Origin of the sequence: Cupriavidus sp. Met-2 (assembly GCF_049843575.1) — a bacterium.
Taxonomy (GTDB): domain Bacteria; phylum Pseudomonadota; class Gammaproteobacteria; order Burkholderiales; family Burkholderiaceae; genus Cupriavidus; species Cupriavidus metallidurans.
The window spans coordinates 101,570-122,304 of the sequence record NZ_JBBHZL010000001.1 but is presented as its reverse complement, the minus strand read 5'-3'; the positions used below and the strand labels follow the sequence as shown (position 1 = coordinate 122,304).

General features: G+C 64.9%; 22 protein-coding genes. 9 read left to right on the top strand and 13 right to left on the bottom strand.

The features are described 5' to 3' along the window. Positions 1-21: 21 nt before the first annotated feature. Entirely contained in the window at positions 22-633 is a 612-nt protein-coding gene (locus WD006_RS00610) for a 50S ribosomal protein L25/general stress protein Ctc (RefSeq protein WP_011515177.1), read from the top strand. Between the two features lie 174 nt (positions 634-807). Next, positions 808-1,404 (top strand): aminoacyl-tRNA hydrolase, encoded by a 597-nt coding sequence (gene pth, locus WD006_RS00605; RefSeq protein ID WP_011515176.1) that lies wholly within the window; start codon positions 808-810, stop codon positions 1,402-1,404. Positions 1,405-1,527: 123 nt separating this feature from the next. On the opposite strand, the gene WD006_RS00600 is transcribed toward pth, so the two are convergent. The 5 genes from WD006_RS00600 to WD006_RS00580 form a co-directional block, all read right to left on the bottom strand. Continuing rightward, positions 1,528-1,788, bottom strand: a complete 261-nt coding sequence (locus WD006_RS00600; RefSeq protein WP_008650933.1) for a YfhL family 4Fe-4S dicluster ferredoxin — start codon at positions 1,786-1,788, stop codon at positions 1,528-1,530. Between the two features lie 66 nt (positions 1,789-1,854). Beyond that, positions 1,855-2,340 carry a pantetheine-phosphate adenylyltransferase gene (coaD, locus tag WD006_RS00595; protein ID WP_011515175.1) on the bottom strand — a complete coding sequence of 162 codons (486 nt, stop codon included), beginning with the start codon at positions 2,338-2,340 and terminating at the stop codon, positions 1,855-1,857. Positions 2,341-2,551: 211 nt separating this feature from the next. Beyond that, entirely contained in the window at positions 2,552-3,184 is a 633-nt protein-coding gene (gene rsmD, locus WD006_RS00590; protein ID WP_011515174.1) for a 16S rRNA (guanine(966)-N(2))-methyltransferase RsmD, read from the bottom strand. 108 nt (positions 3,185-3,292) lie between these two features. Further along, a complete protein-coding gene (locus WD006_RS00585) occupies positions 3,293-4,657 on the bottom strand; it encodes a M16 family metallopeptidase (protein WP_011515173.1) in 1,365 nt (454 codons plus the stop codon). An 8-nt stretch (positions 4,658-4,665) separates the two neighbouring features. Continuing rightward, complete coding sequence (locus tag WD006_RS00580; RefSeq protein WP_011515172.1) at positions 4,666-6,180, bottom strand: M16 family metallopeptidase; 1,515 nt, start codon at positions 6,178-6,180, stop codon at positions 4,666-4,668. Between the two features lie 60 nt (positions 6,181-6,240). Between WD006_RS00580 and ftsY the strand changes: the two genes are divergently transcribed. Next, positions 6,241-7,503, top strand: coding sequence for a signal recognition particle-docking protein FtsY (gene ftsY, locus WD006_RS00575; RefSeq protein ID WP_029306758.1), 1,263 nt, complete (start codon positions 6,241-6,243; stop codon positions 7,501-7,503). Between the two features lie 71 nt (positions 7,504-7,574). On the opposite strand, the gene maiA is transcribed toward ftsY, so the two are convergent. Together maiA and WD006_RS00565 are read right to left on the bottom strand one after the other, a co-directional pair. After that, positions 7,575-8,222, bottom strand: a complete 648-nt coding sequence (maiA, locus tag WD006_RS00570) for a maleylacetoacetate isomerase (RefSeq protein ID WP_011515169.1) — start codon at positions 8,220-8,222, stop codon at positions 7,575-7,577. 4 nt (positions 8,223-8,226) lie between these two features. Then, entirely contained in the window at positions 8,227-8,928 is a 702-nt protein-coding gene (locus WD006_RS00565) for a fumarylacetoacetate hydrolase family protein (RefSeq protein WP_029306759.1), read from the bottom strand. 174 nt (positions 8,929-9,102) lie between these two features. On the opposite strand from WD006_RS00565, the gene WD006_RS00560 reads away from it, so the two are divergent. The 5 genes from WD006_RS00560 (at position 9,103) to ybiB (ending at position 14,294) form a co-directional block, all read left to right on the top strand. Next, positions 9,103-9,738: an ANTAR domain-containing response regulator gene (locus WD006_RS00560; protein WP_024569516.1), complete on the top strand. Its 636-nt coding sequence runs from the start codon at positions 9,103-9,105 to the stop codon at positions 9,736-9,738. Positions 9,739-10,101: 363 nt separating this feature from the next. Then, complete coding sequence (locus tag WD006_RS00555) at positions 10,102-11,406, top strand: CmpA/NrtA family ABC transporter substrate-binding protein (RefSeq protein ID WP_011515166.1); 1,305 nt, start codon at positions 10,102-10,104, stop codon at positions 11,404-11,406. A 110-nt stretch (positions 11,407-11,516) separates the two neighbouring features. Next, positions 11,517-12,386: a nitrate ABC transporter permease gene (ntrB, locus tag WD006_RS00550; RefSeq protein ID WP_049799764.1), complete on the top strand. Its 870-nt coding sequence runs from the start codon at positions 11,517-11,519 to the stop codon at positions 12,384-12,386. 16 nt (positions 12,387-12,402) lie between these two features. Beyond that, entirely contained in the window at positions 12,403-13,206 is an 804-nt protein-coding gene (locus tag WD006_RS00545; protein WP_011515164.1) for an ABC transporter ATP-binding protein, read from the top strand. A gap of 98 nt (positions 13,207-13,304) precedes the next feature. Continuing rightward, on the top strand, positions 13,305-14,294 hold the full coding sequence (gene ybiB / locus WD006_RS00540; protein WP_011515163.1) for a DNA-binding protein YbiB: 990 nt from the start codon (positions 13,305-13,307) through the stop codon (positions 14,292-14,294). A gap of 40 nt (positions 14,295-14,334) precedes the next feature. On the opposite strand, the gene WD006_RS00535 is transcribed toward ybiB, so the two are convergent. Beyond that, complete coding sequence (locus WD006_RS00535) at positions 14,335-15,210, bottom strand: pirin family protein (RefSeq protein ID WP_011515162.1); 876 nt, start codon at positions 15,208-15,210, stop codon at positions 14,335-14,337. A 331-nt stretch (positions 15,211-15,541) separates the two neighbouring features. On the opposite strand from WD006_RS00535, the gene rpoH reads away from it, so the two are divergent. Then, positions 15,542-16,477 carry an RNA polymerase sigma factor RpoH gene (rpoH, locus tag WD006_RS00530; protein ID WP_008642691.1) on the top strand — a complete coding sequence of 312 codons (936 nt, stop codon included), beginning with the start codon at positions 15,542-15,544 and terminating at the stop codon, positions 16,475-16,477. Between the two features lie 53 nt (positions 16,478-16,530). On the opposite strand, the gene WD006_RS00525 is transcribed toward rpoH, so the two are convergent. The 5 genes from WD006_RS00525 to WD006_RS00505 form a co-directional block, all read right to left on the bottom strand. Beyond that, positions 16,531-17,145 carry an SCO family protein gene (locus WD006_RS00525; RefSeq protein ID WP_011515161.1) on the bottom strand — a complete coding sequence of 205 codons (615 nt, stop codon included), beginning with the start codon at positions 17,143-17,145 and terminating at the stop codon, positions 16,531-16,533. 84 nt (positions 17,146-17,229) lie between these two features. Beyond that, a complete protein-coding gene (gene cyoE / locus WD006_RS00520) occupies positions 17,230-18,156 on the bottom strand; it encodes a heme o synthase (protein WP_080710331.1) in 927 nt (308 codons plus the stop codon). An 8-nt stretch (positions 18,157-18,164) separates the two neighbouring features. Beyond that, positions 18,165-19,268, bottom strand: a complete 1,104-nt coding sequence (locus tag WD006_RS00515; protein WP_011515159.1) for a COX15/CtaA family protein — start codon at positions 19,266-19,268, stop codon at positions 18,165-18,167. A 5-nt stretch (positions 19,269-19,273) separates the two neighbouring features. Continuing rightward, on the bottom strand, positions 19,274-19,930 hold the full coding sequence (locus WD006_RS00510; protein ID WP_029306760.1) for an SCO family protein: 657 nt from the start codon (positions 19,928-19,930) through the stop codon (positions 19,274-19,276). A gap of 7 nt (positions 19,931-19,937) precedes the next feature. Continuing rightward, complete coding sequence (locus WD006_RS00505) at positions 19,938-20,699, bottom strand: SURF1 family protein (RefSeq protein WP_080710330.1); 762 nt, start codon at positions 20,697-20,699, stop codon at positions 19,938-19,940. Positions 20,700-20,735 lie beyond the last annotated feature (36 nt).

Genomic DNA, 20,735 nt, shown 5'->3' with positions numbered 1-20,735 from the left:
TCTTCACATTTGGAGTTGAAAATGAAAGTTGTCGCTTTCGAGCGTAGCGTACAGGGAACGGGTGCGAGCCGCCGCCTGCGCAATTCGGGCAAGACCCCCGGCATCATCTACGGCGGCGCCGCCGAACCGAAGATGATCGAACTGGATCACAACGCGCTGTGGCACGCCCTGAAGAAGGAAGCCTTCCACTCGTCGATCCTGGATCTGGAAGTGGCTGGCAAGTCCGAGAAGGCCCTGCTGCGTGCGTTCCAGATGCACCCGTTCAAGCCGCTGGTGCTGCACGTTGACTTCCAGCGCGTGTCGGCCACCGAGAAGATCCACGTGAAGGTGCCGCTGCACTTCATGAACCAGGAAACCGCTCCTGGCGTGAAGCTGGGCCACGGTATCGTCAGCCACATCCTGAACGATCTGGAAGTGTCGTGCCTGCCGGCCGACCTGCCTGAGTTCATCGAAGTGGATCTGGCCGCAGCCGAGCTGAACCAGACCATCCACCTGTCGGACCTGAAGCTGCCGAAGGGCGTGACCGCCATCACCCATGGCGACGAAAACCCGGCCATCGCCAGCATCACGCTGCCGGCTGGCGCTCAGTCGTCGGAAGCTGCCGAAGGCGGCGAAGAAACGCCCGCTGCCTAAGCGTCTTCGCGCCAGATGCCATAGCGGTCTCGCAACCGCTGGCGCATCAAGAAAGACCGCCGGTTCGCCGGCGGTTTTTTTTCGCGCGGCTTTTTCGTACGCTTTTTCGCGTATCCTGTGTCGCGTTCCACGGTGCCCTCAGGCGTCCGATTTACCGCATTCCGTTCTCAACGCATGATCAAGCTCATCGTCGGCCTCGGCAATCCCGGGGCGGAGTACGAAGCCACCCGGCACAACGCCGGCTTCTGGCTTGTCGACCAACTCGCCCGCATGGGTGGCACAACCCTGCGCGTGGAAAGCCGCTTTCACGGCCTGGCTGGCCGCGCCCGTTTGTGGGATCAGGATGTCTGGCTGCTCAAGCCTTCCACGTTCATGAACCGCTCCGGCCTGTCCGTGGTGTCGCTGGCGCGCTTTTACAAGATCCTGCCCGACGAAATCGTGGTCGCCCACGACGAAATGGATCTGCCCGCCGGCTCGGCCAAGCTCAAGCGCGGCGGTGGCTCGGGTGGCCACAATGGCCTCAAGGACATTTCGGCGCACCTGACCACTCAGGACTATTGGCGTCTGCGCATCGGCGTCGGCCATCCGCGTAACGCGCCGGGCGGCGCGGCCGGTGGCCGCGAAGACGTGGTCAACTTCGTGCTCAAGCCACCACGCAAGGAAGAGCAGCAAGCCATCGACGAAGCGATCGACCGCTGCATCGGCCCGCTGGGCACGCTTGCGCGCGGCGAGAGCGAGCGCGCGATGATGGAACTGCACACGGGCCGATAGCACGCGCCCCGACAGCCGGCTCCAAAGAAAAAACCCCGCAAACCTGACGGTTTCGCGGGGTTTCTCTTTTCTGCTCTTGCCTGTGGGGGCCGGAACGATAGCAGCCGGATAAGAGATCCAGCTTCAGGCCACGTGCTTGGCTGCCGTGAGCAGCCGATAGCGTTGCATCAGCACCTCGTGCGTTTCGACGTGGTTCGGGTCTTTCGGAATACACGCCACAGGGCATACCTGCTGGCACTGCGGTTCGTCGAAATGGCCGACACACTCGGTGCACTTGCCGGGGTCGATCTCATAGATCTCGGGCCCCATCGAGATGGCTTCGTTCGGGCACTCAGGCTCACAAACGTCGCAATTAATGCAGTCGTCGGTGATCATCAGCGCCATGATATTTCCTTCCTGCGATCCGCCCGCGCCCGACTGGCCACGGAGACGGCATCGAAGGCCTCTATTCTATTCGGCTTTGCCGATCTTCTCCTGAAGCCAGCGCTCCACGGAGGGGAAGACGAACTTGCTGACGTCGCCACCCAGCACCGCGATTTCACGCACGAACGTGCCCGAAATGAACTGATACTGGTCCGAAGGGGTCAGGAACATCGTTTCGACGTCCGGCAGCAGGTAGCGGTTCATGCCCGCCATCTGGAACTCGTACTCGAAGTCGGAGACGGCGCGCAGGCCGCGCACGATCACGCGCGCATTGTTCTTGCGGACGAAGTCCTTGAGAAGTCCCGAAAAGCCCTCCACACGCACATTCGGGTAGTGGCCAAGCACCTCGCGCGCGATACCGATACGCTCCTCGAGCGAGAAGAACGGCCGCTTGTTGGGGCTATGCGCCACGCCGACCACGAGTTCGTCAAAGATATTCGACGCACGGCGGACGAGATCCTCGTGTCCCCGGGTCATGGGATCGAATGTACCGGGATAGACGGCGACGACCATGTTTCCTCCTTTGGGCTGCCCGTTGCCGGCCCACAAATCAGCGGGGCCGAGTCAATGTGATTCTTGCTGCGTGACGGGCGTTGAACAAACAACAGCGGCGTAGTGTAACCCCAAACGGGGCAATTGGAAGTCCATCAGGCCGCATTTCTGCCGCGCCGCAGCAGGCCCGCAAACCCTTGTCTGGCATACCAAAGAGGTCGTACGACCCAGGTCAGCCAGCGCCGTTGGCGAGGCGATGCTGCAGCAGATGGAAATGCACCGCCCCCGCGCGTGCCTGGCGAACGATCTCCAGGGACGCCGGTATCGGCGCATCGGGGCCGATCAGCGCACGATCCGTTTCGACATAGATGGCTCCCCCCGGACGTGACAGACGCGCCGCGTGTTCAAGCGCCGGCCCGAGCCAGTCTTCGGCAAAGGGCGGGTCCAGGAATACCACGTCGAAGCTGGCCGCCGGCATCTGCGCGGCTGCCGCGAAGGCGTCGCTTTGGATGATCTTCACCTGCGAGGCATCGAGCCGGTACTGGTTGTCGCGGAGCTGACGCACCACGTGCGGGTTGGCTTCGACCAGCGTCACGGCACTGGCCCCCCGGGACGCTGCCTCGAAGCCGAGCGCGCCCGAACCGGCGAACAGGTCGAGGCAGGTCAGGCCGGACAGGTCCTGGCCAAGCCAGTTGAACAACGTTTCGCGCACACGGTCAGGTGTCGGACGAAGCCCTTCGGCTTCGAGCACCGGCAGCAGCGATCGCTTCCAGCGCCCGCCGATGATGCGCACCTGGGTGGGGGACTTGCGGGGAACAGAAGTTCGCCCGCGCGGTGCGGGCGAAGGTCGGGATTGCGAATTCATGCCGTGATTGTAGAGCCTGCCACGCGCCGGCACAGCAAGGTCAGTCGCCGCCGCGGGTGGCCCGGCCCACACATGGGTGCCAAGCCACGCGAAATCACGTCCGGCGCGTCACTTTTCCGGGCCGCCGACGATCACCGTCGCCATGGCGTCCGGATGCACATGCCGCTGGAATGCGGCGCGCACCTGTTCGCGCGTGACCTTGTTGATCTGGCTCGTCCACGTGTCCAGGTAGTCCAGCGGCAGGCCATACCAGCCGATATTGGCCACGTTGGTCAGCAGCTTGCGGTTGCTGTCGATGCGCAGCGGGAAACCATTGACCAGGTTGTCCTTGGCCGCGCGCAGTTCGGCGTCCGTAGGGCCCTCCGCCACATACTTCGCGACGATCTCGCGCACCAGCGCCAGCGCCTCGTTGGTGTTTTCCTTCTTGGTCTGCAGCGAGACACTGAACGGCCCCGGCTGCTTGGACGGCGAGAAGTAGCTGTCCACACCGTAGGTGAGCCCGCGCTTCTCGCGAACCTGATCGGTCAGGCGCGAGCTAAAGCCGCCGCCGCCGAGCACGTAGTTACCGACCAGCAACGGGAAATAGTCCGGATCGCCGCGCGCGATGGCCGGCTGCCCGAGCGCCACGCTGGCCTGCTGGGCCGGATGGGGAATCCGTTGCTCGCTGGCCGGGATCGTCATCTGCACGTCCGGCATCGTCGGCGGGGCCGCGCCGGCGGGCAAGCCACGCGTAAGTTCCTCGGCGATCTGTTCGGCCTGCTTGCGGTCGATCGCGCCGATCAACGTCACCACGGCGCGCTTCGCCGTGTAGTTGTCCTGCCAGAACTTGACCAGGTCGTCATGCGTGATCGACCCGACAGTTTCGGCCGTGGCCGATACGCCATATGGATGATTCGGATAGATCGCCTTCGACAGCTTCTTGTCCGCGATCACGCCCGGCCGTGTGTCGCCCTCGCGGATTGCCGTGATCAGGCGCTGCTTTTCGCGTGCCACCACGGCGTCCGGATAGGTCGGCGACTTGATTAGCTGAGCTGCCAGACGCAGTGACTGCTCACGTTCTGGCGAAGCGGTCAGCGTGCGCAAACCGATGCCGCCACGGTCGCCGCCCGCTGCGCCACCAAAATCGGCGCCGGTATCGGCAAAGGCATCGGCGATCTGCGCCTCATTGCGGGCCGGCTGGCCATCCTGCGCGCTAGCGCCCTTGTCGAGCAGCGCAGCGGTCAGCGTGGCAAGGCCGGCCTTGCCGGGCGGGTCATACCGGCTGCCGGCGTCGAAGTCGATATTGACGTCAAGCATCGGGATCGACGGGCTCGGCACGAAGAACACCTTCGCGCCCGTGGAGGCCGTCCAGCTTTCGATCGGAATGGCTGCGTGGGCAACAGCGCCGGCGAGCAGCGCCGCTGCCCCGAAGGCCGCGCCGGCAAGCCGGCGCAACAGACGCGGAGACGCAATCGTCATGACAGACAAGGACATTGTTGCTCCTAGTGACGCAGGCCTTCGGGGACCGGGGTCTTGGGCTTGTTGGGGTCGATCGGCTGCGGCAGAAGCGTGGCCACGGTCAGGTTGTCGTCGCTGAAATACTTGGCGGCGACGGCCTGCACCTGGGCCGGCGTGACTTCCTTGATCTTGTCGAGCATGCGGTCGATCTGGCGCCAAGAGATTTCAGAGATTTCCGACACGCCGATTTCCATGCCCTGGCCGAACACCGAGTCGCGCTTGTAGATCTGGCCTGCCACGACCTGGGCCTTGACGCGCTTGAGCTCTTCCTCGGACACGCCGTTCTTGGCAATGCGCTGGATCTCCTCGCGCAGCGCGGCCTCAATCTCTTCCGTCGTGTGGCCGTTGGCGGGCGTGCCATCCAGCACGAACAGAGAGTCCGCGCGGTTGATGCTGTCGTAGCCGACGTTCACGTCGTCGGCCAGTCGCCGTTCACGCACGAGTTCACGTGTCAGACGCGCATTGTCGTAGCCATTCAGCACGGCGGACAGGACTTCCAGCGCGTACGGATCGACATCCTTTTCCACGTCGCGCAGGCGCGGCACCTTGTAGGCCATCACCATGTAGGGATTCTCGGCAGGCGCCTTGACCCAAATACGCTTGATGCCCTTCTGCGGCGCCTCGATCTGCGTCTTGCGCAGCGGCAGCGGATGCGGTTTCAGCTTGCCGTAGTAGCGTTCGGCCAGCGCGCGAACCTCATCCGGTTTGACGTCGCCGGTCACGATCACCATGGCGTTGTTGGGCACGTACCAGGTCTTGTACCAGTCGTGCACGTCCTCGACCCGCATGTTGACCAGGTCGTCCATCCAGCCGATGACCGGGTGCCGGTACGGCATCGCCGTGTAGACCGTGGCCAGCAACTGCTCGTAGACGGTGCCGCGGGGAGAATCATCGGTGCGCAGGCGACGCTCTTCCATCACCACCTTCATCTCTCGCTCGAACTCTTCCTTCTTGAAGATGAGGTTGGCCATGCGGTCGGCCTCGAGCTCCATCATCTTCGGCAGGTATTGCTTGGAGATCTGCTGGTAGTAGAGCGTGAAGTCTCGGTTGGTCAGGGCGTTCTCGCGGCCGCCCAGCAGGGCGATCTGGCGCGAGAACTCACCCACCGGTACCTTCGGCGTGCCCTTGAACATCATGTGTTCGAGCATGTGGGCTACGCCGGTGGTGCCGCTGACCTCGTCGAATCCGCCCACGCGGTAGAAAATCATGTGGGCCACCGTGGGCGCTCGATGGTCTTCCTTGACGATCACGCGCAAGCCATTGGACAAGCGGAATTCGGTCGTGCCGGCCTGGGCCTGACCAACTGTCGCCGTTGGCTGGGTTGGTGGTGGCCCCTGTCGTGGCGAGGCAGACGTGGCGGTAGTGGGCGCTTCGCCTGGGGTCTGGGACCACGCAGTGCCGGCCAAGGGGCCGATCAGGGAAGCAAGAATGAGAGAAGAAAGAATGCGCCGCGGAAATTTCGCGACACCCGCTCCGGACACGTCAGCGCAATGGTTCATGCGACCCCGTCTGCTAGAATTTTGCCGATTGATTCTACCGGGGTATTGACCCCTTTCCCAATGTTTAGTTTCTGGAAGAAGCGCAAGGCCGAACCGGCTCCCGAATCGGTCGAGCCGCCCGCGGCCGCCCCCACACCGGCGCCTGCTCCCGCGCCGGCCCCGCTTCCCGCCCCCGCCCCGGCTGCGGCACCTGCGGTAACCCCTGTCGCCCCCCCTGTAGCGGCACCCGTTGCAACCCCGGTTTCGGCCCCGGCTTCAACACCTGCGCCAGTTCCAACGCCCGCCCCGTCGCCGGTCCATGTGGCGCCACCCGTGGCGCCTCCGGTCGTGCCGCCCGTGGCGTCGGCTCCGCCTCCGGCCAGCTATACGCCGCCGGTCATCGAGGAGCTGGAGCTGACCCCGCCGCCCGCGCAAACCGCCGAAGCCAAGCGCGGCTGGATGTCGCGGCTGCGTGCCGGCCTGTCGAAGACCAGCCGCAACATCGGCGTGCTGTTCGTCGGCGTCAAGGTCGACGAGGCGCTGTTCGAGGAACTGGAAACAGCGCTGCTGATGGCCGATGCCGGAGTGGAGGCCACCGAGTACCTGCTGGGCGAACTGCGCCGCCGCATCAAGAATGATCGTATCGAAACGGCCGAAGGCGTGAAGGCCGCGCTCAAGGATCTGCTGACGCAGCTGCTCAAGCCGCTCGAGAAGACGATGGAACTGGGCCGCGAGCAGCCGCTGGTGATGATGATTGCCGGCGTCAACGGCGCGGGCAAGACCACCAGCATCGGTAAGCTCTGCAAGCATTTCCAGTCCTATCACCAGTCCGTGCTGCTGGCCGCCGGCGACACATTCCGCGCCGCCGCGCGCGAACAACTCACGATCTGGGGCGAGCGCAACAACGTGACCGTGGTGGCCCAGGAAAGTGGCGACCCAGCCGCCGTGATCTTCGATGCCGTCAACGCGGCGCGCGCGCGCAAGATCGACATCGTGATGGCAGATACCGCTGGCCGCCTGCCCACGCAGCTTCACCTGATGGAGGAACTCAAGAAGGTCAAGCGCGTGATCGGCAAGTCGATGCCGACCGCACCGCATGAAGTGCTGCTTGTGATCGACGCCAATACTGGTCAGAACGCACTGGCCCAGACGCGCGCGTTCGATGACGCGCTCGGCCTGACCGGCCTGATCGTGACCAAGCTCGACGGCACGGCCAAGGGCGGCATCCTGGCCGCGATCGCGCGCCAGCGTCCGGTACCGGTGTACTTCATCGGCGTGGGCGAGAAGGTCGAGGACCTGCAGCCGTTCAAGGCGGACGAGTTCGCCGAGGCGCTGCTGGGCTGAGTCCGGCTGGCACGCAAAAACAAAAACCCCGGTGAGGACACCGGGGTTTTTGTTTCTGGCAACGCTACCGCTTACTCGCTGTCCGGCTGCGCCCCGGGCGCGGCCTTCTGGAACGCGTCCAGCTCCATGCAAGTGGCATGGATCTTCGCGATCGTCGGGAAGCGGCTCACATCAACATTGAAGCGCTGCGCATTGAATACCTGCGGCACCAGGCAGCAGTCGATCAATGTCGGCGTATCGCCGAACGCAAAGCGACCCACACGCCCCAGTTGCGACAGATTGACTTCGAGCGAGGCAAACCCCTGTTCGATCCAGTGGCGGTACCACGCATCCTTGGCTTCCTCCGACACCTTGAGCTCGTGCTTGAGGTACTTGAGCACGCGCAGGTTGTTGAGCGGATGGATCTCGCAGGCGATTTCCTGAGCCAGGCCGCGCACGACGGCACGCTCGAACGGATCCTTCGGCAGCAGCGCAGGCTCCGGATGGGTTTCGTCGAGATACTCGATGATCGCCATCGACTGAATCAGCGGCCTGCCATCGACCACGAGCGTCGGCACCACGCCATCGGCATTCAGCGCGCGATATTCGGGCTTCAGCTGCATGCCGCCTTCCTTCAGCAGATGCACACCCTTGTAGTCATAGGGCAAGCCCTTCAGGTTCAGCGCGATACGCACCCTGAACGACGCCGAGCTGCGGAAGTAGCTATGGAGTTCGAGCATCGCCTCACACCACCTTGACGGTCAGGTCGCCCACACCTTCGATGTGGCATTGCATGACGTCGCCCTTCACCACCGGCCCCACGCCTTCAGGCGTTCCGCTGTAGATCAGGTCGCCCGGCTGCAGTTCGAACAGCTTCGACAGGTACGACACCATTTCAGGCACTGACCAGATCAGGTCCGACAGATCGCCACGCTGCTTCTCCACACCATTGACGGCGAGCGTCACGGCGCCCTTTGCCGGGTGGCCGATGGCCGAGACCGGCACGATCGGGCCGATCGGCGCGGACTTGTCGAATGCCTTGCCGGTTTCCCAAGGGCGGCCGGTTTTCTTCGACTCGTTCTGCAGGTCGCGGCGTGTCATGTCGAGGCCGATGGCATAGCCGAAGACATGGCTGGCGGCCTGCTCGACCGGGATGTCGCGGCCGCCCTTGCCAATGGCGACAACCAGTTCCACCTCGTAGTGGCAATTGCCCGTGCCCGGCGGGTACGGGAAGGCGCCTTCGGTCTTGTCGGCCACGTAGCTGACCGCGTCGGACGGCTTGCAGAAGAAGAACGGCGGTTCGCGGTCGGGGTCCGAACCCATTTCACGGGCATGGGCGGCATAGTTCCGGCCCACGCAGTAGACCCGGCGCACGGGGAAACTTGCGCTGCCACCACGCACGGGAACACCGACGGGGGCTTGCGGCGCGAAGACGAATTCGGTCATCCAACTCTCCAGCTTTCTCTTTTTTGATGGAACGCCGCACCCGGTGTCGTGTCCGGTCGTGCCCAGTCGGGTGGGCCGCGGCAGGGGCAAAGGATACACCTTGAATACGGTGGCATACAGTGGAAGCAGACCCGGCGCGAATCTTGCATATTGCACCGCAACCAAGCGCCCTCCATGACCCGACGCCATCCGCCCCCTTCCGCCGTAGCACCGCCAGCCACCACGAGCCGGAGCCTGCGCATCCTGCTGGTTCGTGATCCGCATGAGGCCGATCCGCTCAACGTGGAGACGATCCGCGCCGGTCTGGCGCAGGCAGGCTTCACTGAGGTGCAAACCGTCGACGCGGACCTGCGCCTGCCGGACACCATTACGGCCAGCCAGCCGGACCTGGTCATCATTGCCTCCGAATCGGCCGCGCGCGACACCATCGAACATGTCTGCGTCTCCACCCAGCATGCGCCGCGCCCCATCGTGCTGTTCACGGATAACGACGACGCTCAGCGCATCAAGGCCGCCCTGTCGGCCGGCATCACCGCCTACATCGTCGACGGCCTGCGTGCCGAACGGGTGAAGACAGTCCTCGATGTGGCTTACGCCCGCTTCCAGCTGGACCAGCAGCTACGCGCCGAACTTGACGCCACCAAGCTCAAGCTGGCCGAGCGCAAGACGGTGGAGCGCGCCAAGGGCCTGTTGATGCAGGCACGCGGCATCAGCGAGGACGAAGCCTTCAAGCGGCTGCGCTCGATGGCTATGGAGCGCGGTATCCGGCTCGTGGATGCCGCACAGCGCGTGATCGATGTGATGGCCTGATCCCTCCGCGCTGGCGGGCGCGGCACACGGACGCGTGCGCGGCACGCCGTTGGTGCGTTGCACAAGACTGGCGCGGCGCCATTCCCCGGCGGCGCATCCCGACAGTGAAACGGGCACCACCGGCCCCGTCATTTCCCCTCCGACACCCCAAAAAACGCTGGCATAGCGCTTGCGTTACCCAAGGCACGGCCAACGACGGCCGCGCATCACCCGGAAGCACCTCACAACATGTGTGCCCGCGATCAACGTCGACCGCGAGGTATCGGACAACGGCGTCCTGAACCCCGCCCCGGACTCTGGCCTTCCTGGCCAAGTGTCCGGGCCGGGGATCGGGACGCCTTTTCTCTTTCTGGAGCGTATCGCATGCCCTCTCGCCTCAAAGTCCTGAAGCCCCAGCGCGCCAACGACACCGCTGCCGCGGATGCCGCCCCCGCCTGCCACGGCCGCCGCCGCGCGCTGGCCACTATCGCCGGTGCCAGCGTGATGACGCTGGTCGATCCGCTGGTGCGCAGCGGTGCGTGGGCCGCCGGCTCCGATGCGCCGGAAAAGCCGGAGGTCAGGATCGGCTTCATTCCGCTGACCGATTGCGCATCGGTGGTGATGGCGTCGACGCTGGGCCTGGACAAGAAGTACGGCATCAAGATCACGCCGAGCAAGGAGGCTTCGTGGGCTGGCGTGCGCGACAAGCTGGTCAATGGCGAGCTGGACGCCGCGCACGTGCTGTACGGGCTGATCTACGGCGTGCAGCTCGGCATCGGCGGGCCGAAGAAAGACATGGCCGTGCTTATGAACCTGAACCACAACGGCCAGGCCATCACGCTGTCCTCGAAACTGGCGGAAAAGGGCGTCAAGGATGGCGCGAGCCTGAAGGCGCTGATGTCCAGGGAAAAGCGCGATTACGTGTTCGCGCAGACCTTTCCGACCGGCACCCATGCGATGTGGCTCTACTACTGGCTGGCCGCCAACGGCATCGATCCGATGCGCGATGCCAAGGCCATCACTGTGCCGCCGCCGCAGATGGTGGCCAACATGCGCGTGGGCAACATGGATGGCTTTTGCGTCGGTGAGCCTTGGGGCGCGCGCGCGATCGCCGACAAGATCGGCTTCACCGCCGAGACCACCCAGGCGATCTGGAAGGATCACCCGGAGAAGACGCTGGGCACCACGGCCGAGTTCGTGCAGAAGTACCCGAACACGGCGCGCGCGATGGTGGCCGCCGTGCTGGATGCATCGAAGTTCATCGACGCTTCCGCATCCAACCGCCGCAAGACGGCCGAGACGATCGCCGCCAAGTCCTACGTGAACACGGATATGGACATCATCCTGGACCGGATGCTGGGCCGCTACAGCAACGGCCTGGGCAAGACCTGGGATGACCCCGATTCGATGAAGTTCTACCAGGACGGCCTGGCGAACTATCCGTTCCTTTCTGATGGCATGTGGTTCCTGACCCAGCACAAGCGCTGGGGGCTGCTGAAAGAGCATCCGGACTATCTGGCCGTGGCCAAGCAGGTAAATCGCATCGACATCTACAAGCAAGCCGCTGTGGCCGCGCAGGTGCCGTTACCCAAGAGCGACTTCCGCACCGCCAGGCTGATCGACGGCGTGACGTGGGATGCGACGAAGGACCCGAAGGCCTACGCCGACGGATTCAAGATCAAGGCCTGACGCGCCGCACGGACCGGCCCGGTCGGTCCTGCCCCATCCAGCCCCATCCACACGAACAGGAGCTTGCCGTGAATGCTCTCGCCCAGTCATCGCCGGAAGGCGCCACGCCCATGAATCCGGAGGCCGTCGATCCGGACGCCAAGGAACAGTCGCGCCGCCGCGCACAGGAGATCGCCGCACTTGAGCAACGCGCCGCGCGCCGCGACGCGCTTGCCGCGTTCGTACTCAAGTGCGTGCCGCCACTGATCGGCTTCGCGTTGTTCGTGCTGGTGTGGCACGGCATCGCCACGCTGATCCCGTCGATCCCGACACCTGGCGCCACATGGAACGCCGCGGTGCCGCTGTTCGCCGATCCGTTCTATCGCAATGGGCCGAACGACCAGGGCATCGGCTGGAACGTGCTGGCGTCGCTGGCGCGCGTGGCGGCGGGCTTTGGCCTGGCCGCGGTCGTGGGCATTCCAGCCGGCTTCCTGTTGGGGCGCTTCGCGTTCCTGAACGCGATGGCGTCGCCCGTCATCAGCCTGCTGCGTCCGGTATCCCCGCTGGCCTGGCTGCCGATCGGCCTGCTGCTGTTCAAGGCCGCCAACCCCGCCGCGATCTGGGCAATCTTCATCTGCTCGATCTGGCCGATGATCATCAATACCGCCGTGGGTGTGACTCGCGTGCCGCAGGACTACCTGAACGTGGCACGCGTGCTCGACCTGTCCGAGTGGAAGATCTTCCGGCACGTGCTGTTTCCTGCCGTGCTGCCGTACATGCTGACCGGCGTGCGGCTGTCGATCGGCACGGCGTGGCTCGTGATCGTCGCCGCGGAAATGCTCACGGGCGGCACCGGCATCGGCTTCTGGCTCTGGGACGAGTGGAACAACCTCAAGGTCGAGCACATCGTGATCGCGATCTTCATCATCGGCGTGGTGGGCCTGGTGCTCGAGCACCTGCTGCTGGCCCTCGCCCGCCGCTTCAGCTACGGCAACACCTGATCCGGGGACGACCATCATGGAAAAGTTCGTCAGCATCGAAAACGTCGGGCAGACCTTCAAGACACGCAAGGGGCCGTTCGTGGCGCTGCGCGATATCGACCTGTCGATCGCGGAAGGCGAGTTCGTGACACTGATCGGGCATTCGGGCTGTGGCAAGTCCACGCTGCTGAACCTGATCGCCGGGCTGACCGCGCCGACGACCGGCGCGCTGATCTGCGCGGGACGTGAGATCGCCGGCCCCGGCCCGGAGCGGGCCGTGGTGTTCCAGAACCACTCGCTGCTGCCCTGGATGACGTGCTTCGAGAACGTCCATCTGGGCGTGGAGCGTGTGTTCGGCCAGAGCGAGACGCCGGCGCAACTCAAGGCGCGCACGCACGACACGCTGGCGCTGGTGGGCCTGACCCACGCGGAAAGCAAGTATCCGCACGAGATCTCCGGGGGCATGAAGCAGCGTGTGGGCATCGCCCGGGCGCTGGCGATGCAGCCGAAGGTATTGCTGATGGACGAGCCATTCGGCGCGCTCGACGCGCTGACACGTGCCCACCTGCAGGACGCGTTGCTGAAGATCGTTGCGCGCACCAGGAGCACCGTGGTCATGGTCACGCACGATGTGGACGAGGCCGTGCTGCTGGCGGATCGCATCGTCATGATGACCAACGGGCCCGCGGCGACCATCGGCGAGATCCTGCGCGTCGACATCCCGCGCCCGCGTGACCGCGTGACGCTGGCCGACGACAAGACATTCCACGCGTGCCGCACTGCCGTGCTCGACTTCCTGTATCGCAAGCAGCGCAATCCGGCGCTGGAGGAAGCCGCCTGACGCTTGCCCGGCGCGGGGATCATGATTGACTCACGGCATTGGGATAAGCGGCGAGCCTCCGCTATCATGAACCCCAACCCCACGATCCCCGCAGCATCATGACCTCTGCATCCCGCGCGCCATTCCCGGCGGCCAAGTACATCAAGGAAATCGGACGAGGCGTCAATGGCGCGCGCGCGCTGCCGCGTGAAGACGCCCAGGCGCTGTTCGATGCCATGCTCGCCGGTCGTGTGTCCGATCTCGAACTGGGCGCCGTGTTGCTGGCCTATCGCATCAAGGGCGAAGCACCGCACGAGTTGGCCGGCATGCTGGACGCCGCGCACGATCACTGCGCGCCGCTGGCCGCGCCGGCCGACAAACCCGTGGTGGTGATTCCGAGCTACAACGGCGCACGCAAGCAACCGAACCTGGTGCCGCTGCTGGCGATGCTGCTGGCGCGCGATGGCGTGCCGACGCTGGTCCACGGCATTCGCGAGTTTCCGGGCCGCGTCACCAGCATGGCGCTGTTCGAGGCACTGGGCGTGCCGCTATGCGCCACAGCGCAGTCCGCGGAGACGCAGCTTGGCGCGGCATCGAATCCGCTGGCCGCGCTGCCGATCGACGTGCTGTCGCCCGCGCTGTCGCAACTGCTCGACAAGCGCGCGATCATCGGCCTGCGCAATTCGGCGCATACGGTCGTCAAGATGCTGCAACCGGTGGGCGGACACTCCCCTGCCGAGGCATTGCGGCTCTACAGCTACACCCACCCCGAGTATCGGGAAACGCTGACCGAGTATTTCTCGCACGAACCCGCCAACGTGATGCTGGCCCGGGGTACCGAGGGGGAAGTCGTGGCCGACGCGCGCCGCAGCAGCCGTATCGACTGGCTGCACGACGGCCATCAGCGCACGATGGTCGATCCGGTCGGCGGTTCGGTCGCGGATGTGCCCGAACTGCCGCAGGGCACGGACATCGCCGAGACGGCCGCGTGGATTCGCAAGGTGCTGGACGGCGCGGAACCGGTGCCCGCGCCCGTTGCCACCCAGGTGGCGGCGATCAAGGAGTGCCTGGCGCAGGCCACGCGGGTGACCTGGGCCAGCCCGCTGTAACACCTCCCGCTACAGGATGCAGGATGGCCCGCCAGCGCGATCAGGGCCGGCGCGGCGGCAGCGGAATGCGCTCCGTCTCGCCCGGAACGTGCGGAAACTGGTCGTCCTGCCAGCGCTGGGCGGCCTCTTCGATCGCTTCCTTGCTGCTTGCCACGAAGTTCCAGTAGATGAAACGCCGTCCGTCCGTGGGATCGCCGCCAAGCAGCATCACGCGCGAGGGCATCGTCGCCTTGATCGTCACGGGCTCGCCAGGTACCAGCACCACCAGATGTTCGGCCGGCAGCGTCTCGCCATCGACCTCCAGGTTGCCGTCGACCGGATAAATGCCACGCTGGACGTGTTCGGCGGGGATCACAAGGCTTGCGCCGGCATCCATCTCGATTGCCACATAGAGCGTGCGGCTGTAGACCCTGACCGGCGACTCGGCGCCGAAGGCATCGCCCGCGATGACGGTCATCCGCACGCCTGGCAGTTCGAGCTTGGGCAGCGTAGCACCCGGATGGTGGTGGAACGAAGGCGGATCATTCTCATGCGCCTTCGGCAGGGCCACCCAGGTCTGGATGCCGTGCAGATGCGGCCCGGCCGAGCGCGCGCCGTCCGGCGAGCGCTCCGAGTGCGTGATGCCACGCCCAGCAGTCATCCAGTTCACGTCACCGGGTCGAATCACCTGCTCGCTGCCGAGGCTGTCGCGATGCATGATCTCGCCTTCGAACAGATACGTGACTGTCGCCAGTCCGATATGAGGATGCGGACGCACATCCATGCCCGCGCCGGGCTCCATCTCCACCGGCCCCATGTGATCAAAGAAGATGAATGGCCCGACCGTTTGCGTCGTAGCGGCGGGCAGCAATCGGCGGACGGTGAACTCGCCGATGTCTCGCACATGAGGCTTCAGCAAGTGTTCGATAGCAGACATGTGGGGCTCCTGGGGGATGCGTCTGAAAAACGACTTCAGTGTAGCGAATCCTGCAATACACCATCCCGAAATCGCTGCGAAACCGAATCGGGGCTGCCCCCTCTAATAACAGTGCTCCGAGAGCGCTGCCCGCCAGGCCTTGTCAGGCTTGGGCTGGACCACTATAAGGCGACATCAGGCTATCCAGAAGATTTTTCCGATTGCCTGGAACTATCAACCCTATAGGCCTTCTAACTTAGCACTCGTCCGGTTCGAGTGCTAATATGCGTTGCAATGCGGTGTCCCTTCGGGACACACCGGCAACCCACCGCCGGATGCGAAAGGAGTCATAGTGAACGCAGTCCTGTCTGCCGATCAAACCCAAGTTACCCGCCGTCTGCCCACGGCGCCCCAGAATGCCGCCGCGAATGCCTTCGCACTGACCTTCCCCGGCACACTGGGTAATCTGGACAGCTACATTCAGGCTGTCCACCGCATCCCGATGCTCACCCCCGAGGAAGAGCTCAGCCTGGCTCGCGACCTGCGCGACAACGACTCAGTCGATGCCGCCCGCCGCATGGTGATGTCGCACCTGCGTCTGGTGGTCTCCATTGCTCGCCAGTACCTGGGATACGGCTTGCCTCACGCCGACCTGATCCAGGAAGGCAACATCGGGCTGATGAAGGCCGTCAAGCGCTTCGACCCCGAACAGGGCGTGCGCCTGGTGTCGTACGCGATGCACTGGATCAAGGCCGAGATCCACGAATACGTGTTGAAGAACTGGCGCATGGTCAAGGTGGCCACCACCAAGGCCCAGCGCAAGCTGTTCTTCAACCTGCGCAGCCACAAGCAGGGCTCGCATACCTTCACGCCCGAGCAGATCGAAGCCGTTGCGCGCGAGCTCAACGTCAAGCCCGAGGAAGTGATGGAGATGGAAACCCGCATGTCGGGCGGCGATATGGCGCTGGAAGGCCAGATCGAGGACGGCGAGGAAGAGTTCGCGCCGATCGCCTACCTTGCGGATAACCACAACGAGCCGACGCAGGTGCTGGAAGCCAAGCGCCACGACCGTCTGCAGGTCGAGGGCCTGGAAGAGGCGCTGACGAAGCTGGACCCGCGCAGCCGCCGCATCATCGAGGCGCGCTGGCTCGACGTCAACGACGATGGCTCGGGCGGCGCCACGCTGCACGAACTGGCCGACGAGTTCGGTGTATCCGCCGAGCGGATTCGCCAGATCGAATCGGCGGCAATGAAGAAGATGAAGGGCGCGCTGGCGGCATTCGCCTGAGGCCACGCACCCCGCAATGAGAAAGGCCGGTCATTAGACCGGCCTTTTCTTATTTACGACATCAACTGCTTGAGGTCATGCGCGATCGGCTCCGGCCCCTGGCCGTGGCGGATGAACAGCCGCAACTGGCCGTTCTGGTCGAACACGTAGCTGCCGGCCGAGTGGTCCATCGTGTAGTTGTCCGGCGACGAACCCGGCACCTTGGCGTAGTAGACCTTGAAGTCCTTGGTCACCTTCTTGAGCGCGGCCTCGTCGGCCGGGCGCAGGCCCAGGAAGCGCGAGTCGAAGGCCGGCACATACTGGGCCATCAGCGCCGCCGTATCGCGATCCGGATCGACGGTGACGAACAACACCTGCACCTTGTCCGCATCGGGCCCCATCTGCTCCATCACCTGCTTGAGCTCCACCATCGTGGTCGGGCACACGTCCGGGCAATGGGTGTAGCCGAAGAACATCAGCACCACCTTGCCCTTGAAATCGGCCAGCGTGCGGGTCTTGCCGGTGGGATCCAGCAGCGCGAAGTCCTTGCCGAACTCGGTGGCACCCGAGATATCGACGTTGCGGAAGGACGGCTTTGGCTGCCCGCAGGCGGCCAGCAGGGCCGTGCAGAGCGCGAGCAGCCAAAAGCGGCGGAATGCGGCCCAAAGGCCCTGGGAAGAGGTCGACATGCGCAAGAATTGGGAGGAGTTGCCCGAAAGTATCGCCGATCGGGCCGCCGATGACTTCCGGGCGCGGCAAGATGCCGCAGGCGGTCAGACCTGCGGCACGAACTTGAAGTAGTGATCCACAAGCAACACCGCAAACAGCAGCGACAGGTACAGGATCGAATAACGGAAGGTGCGCTGGGCGAGACCGTCGGAGTAGTTGCGGTACAGCTTCCAGGCATAGCCCAGGAACACCAGGCCCAGCCCCAGTGCCGCCACAAGGTAGATGTAGCCACTCATACCGTACACGAACGGCAGCAGCGTGGCCGCGATCATGATCAGCGTGTACAGCAGGATATGCAGCAGCGTGTAGCGCTCGCCGTGCGTGATCGGCAGCATCGGCAGGCCGGACTTGGCGTAGTCAGCGCGGCGGTACAGAGCCAGCGCCCAGAAGTGCGGCGGCGTCCAGGTGAAGATGATCAGCACCAGGAACCAGGCCTCGGCAGGCACCGTGCCCGATACCGCGGACCAGCCCAGCGCCGGGGGCATGGCGCCCGACAGGCCACCGATTACGATGTTCTGCGGCGTCGCCGGCTTCAGAAGGATCGTATAGACCACGGCGTAGCCAAGGAACGTGGCGAAGGTGAGCCACATCGTCAGGTCGTTGGCGAAGACGTGCAGCAGCCACATGCCGGCACCGCCCAGCACGGCCGAGAAGATCAGCGTCTGGGTGGTGGTGATCTCGCCGGTGGCCGACGGGCGCCACGCGGTGCGGCGCATCAGCGCGTCGATCTTCTGTTCCACCAGGCAGTTGATGGCGAAAGCCGCGCCGGCCAGCAGCCAGATACCGGCCGCGCCGCCGATCAGCACCGACCACGGCACCATGCCCGGCGTGGCCAGGAACATGCCGATGATGGCGCAGAACACGGCGAGTTGGGTCACGCGCGGCTTGGTCAGCGCGGCGTATTGGCGGGCCAGATGGCGTAATCGGCCCACGGAGGATTGGGAGTGGGTAGCAGTTACCACGGGGGGCATCTTGTCCTTCATGTGGCGCGCGCGGCAATCGAGGGTTGCGTGGCGGCGCCGGCGGAGCGAGTGGCGAGGCCGATATTGTAGTTGAGACGGAGCAACAACATCAGCAGCAGGGCTGCTCCGCCGTTATGGGCCACCGCCGCGACCAGCGGCCAGTCGAAAACGATGTTCGACATGCCGGTGCACAACTGCAGCGTCAGCACGACCAGCAACCACCGCGCATGCCGCGCCAGCCCTTCCATCCGGCGCGCGCGCAGCGCGAACCAGAGCAGGAAACCGAGCACGACGAAGGCGAAGCCACGGTGCACCCAGTGGATAGCCACCAGCGCCGCGTGCGGAATGTAGTCGCCGTCGGCCGTCATGCCCAGCTGGCGCCACAGCGTAAAGCCATGGCGGAAGTCCATCTCTGGCACGAGCTGGCCGTTGCAGAGCGGAAAGTCGGTACAGGCCAGCACCGCGTAGTTGGTGCTGACCCAGCCGCCCAGGAAGATCTGGACGACCAGCAGCACCAGGGCCAGCAGGCCGGCCCAGCGCAGCGAAGCCGCCTGTGGCGCCACGACATGCGGCGGTTCGTTACGTGACCCGAGCAGGATCAGCGACGCCAGCAGCGCCATCGCCAGCAGCAGGTGGGTGACGACGATGATCGGTTGCAGCTTCATCGTCACGGTCCACATGCCGAACGCGCCCTGCAGGCAGACCAGCAGGAACACGCCGGTGGCGAACCACGGCGACTGCTTCAGTTCCCGGCGCTTGACCCATGCCAGCACCATCAGCGAGATGATCAGCACACCGACCGCCATGGCGAAATAGCGATGGATCATCTCGATCCACGCTTTCATCAGCGTGACCGGGCCGCTCGGGAGCGCCGTTTCCGCCGCGCGAATCGGCTCCATCGCCGCGTGCGGGTTCGAGTGGCCGTAGCAGCCGGGCCAGTCGGGGCAGCCAAGGCCGGAGTCGGTCAGCCGGGTAAAGCTGCCGAACATGATCAGGTCCAGCGTCAGGAACGCCGTGATCCAGACGAGTCTGCGATATTTGTCGCGATCGCCGCGCACCATCACGTAGGACAGGGGCAGCAGCGCAATCAGGATGCCAATGATGGCCAACTGAAGCAGCATGGGATTCAGCCAATACGGGAATACTTCAGCAGCTTCTTCAGGTCGCTGCTGATCTTCTTGGGGTCGGGGTCCTTCGGCCAGCGCATCATCAGGTTGCCGAGCGGATCGACCAGGTAAATCGCATCCTCGACGCGCGCGCCGTCCTCGGCCGGCAGCCATTGGGCAATCGTGGCCCGGTCCATGCGCAGGAAACGCACGCCCGCATAAGGTTCGTTGTAGGCGGCGGCGAGCCGGTCGTCCACATCGCCCCGGTCCTGGATCAGCCAGACAGGCACGATCCGCTCGCGGTCCTCGCCCTGTCCGACGCGGATCTGGCGCACCGTGAACAGTTTCTTCGCGCAGGTCTCGTCGCAGGCGGACGGGTCGGTCATCACCATCAGCCACTTGCCGCGCATGGACGCGAGCGGCACCGACTCGTTGCGCTCATTGGTCACCTGCACGGGCGGCATGGGCCGTTGCGGGTCGATCAGCACGCCGTAGTTAGTGCTGCCGCCGGTCGGCTTGATCACGTAGTACGTGAAGTACGAAAAGAGTACGGGCGATGCGCAGACCAGCAGCAGCATCAGCATCTGCAGGCGGCCGCGGCGCGTGCGCGCGTCGATGCGGGGGTCCGGCGAAGCCGTGGGATCTGGCTGCGGCATGGCGTTCGTCTGTGCGTTCATCGTTCGTTTATAGGTTTCCATTGCCGTCTGCCCGGTCCAGCCGGGCGCGCCGCCAGCCGAGGACGGCCACCAGCACCAGCGTCAACACGGCCAGCCCGAACCACTGGGTAGCGTACCCGTAATGCCGGTCCGCGCCGAAATCGGCCGGGGCCCAATCGCGGGCCAGTCCATCTCCGGCATCGCCCGATTGTTCTACCACCACCGGCAGGAGTGACGCCCCGATCTCATGAGAAAAAGCGGCAAGGTCGATATTCTGACGGATCTTGCGTCCGGCCTCCGCGGAAGCATCCTGCCCGAGGCTGTAGACGCGCGGCACAGCGGCCAGCGCGGTGCCTTCGACAGTGACTTCCCCCGTGGGCGTCGGGAACGGCGCGATGCGCGTGCGGTCCTGCGCGTCGCGAGGCAGCCAGCCACGCATCACCAGCACGCTGCCACCGTCCGTGAGGCGCAACGGCGTGAGCACGAGGAACCCCGCACGGCTGTCAGTACCGTTGCCGTGCGGACGATTGTCGAGCAGCACTGTCTTGTCCGCGTCGAACGTGCCGCGCGCGCGCACGCGGCGCTCGACCAGTTGTGCGGCATCGGTCTGGCCCGCGCGCAGTTCGACGGGCGCCTGCTTCGCCAGCGTGGCCAGCCGCTCCGCACGGTCGATCTTTTCATGCGCGCGGCGCAGTTGCCAGTTGCCGAGCGCGCAGGTGACGACGATCACCACGAGCGCCGCCACCATTGGCACCGTGCCCGGCGAACGCCAGAGCGTGCGGGTCGTCACGGGTTCCCTCCGGGCATCGCAGTGCGATAATGGGCG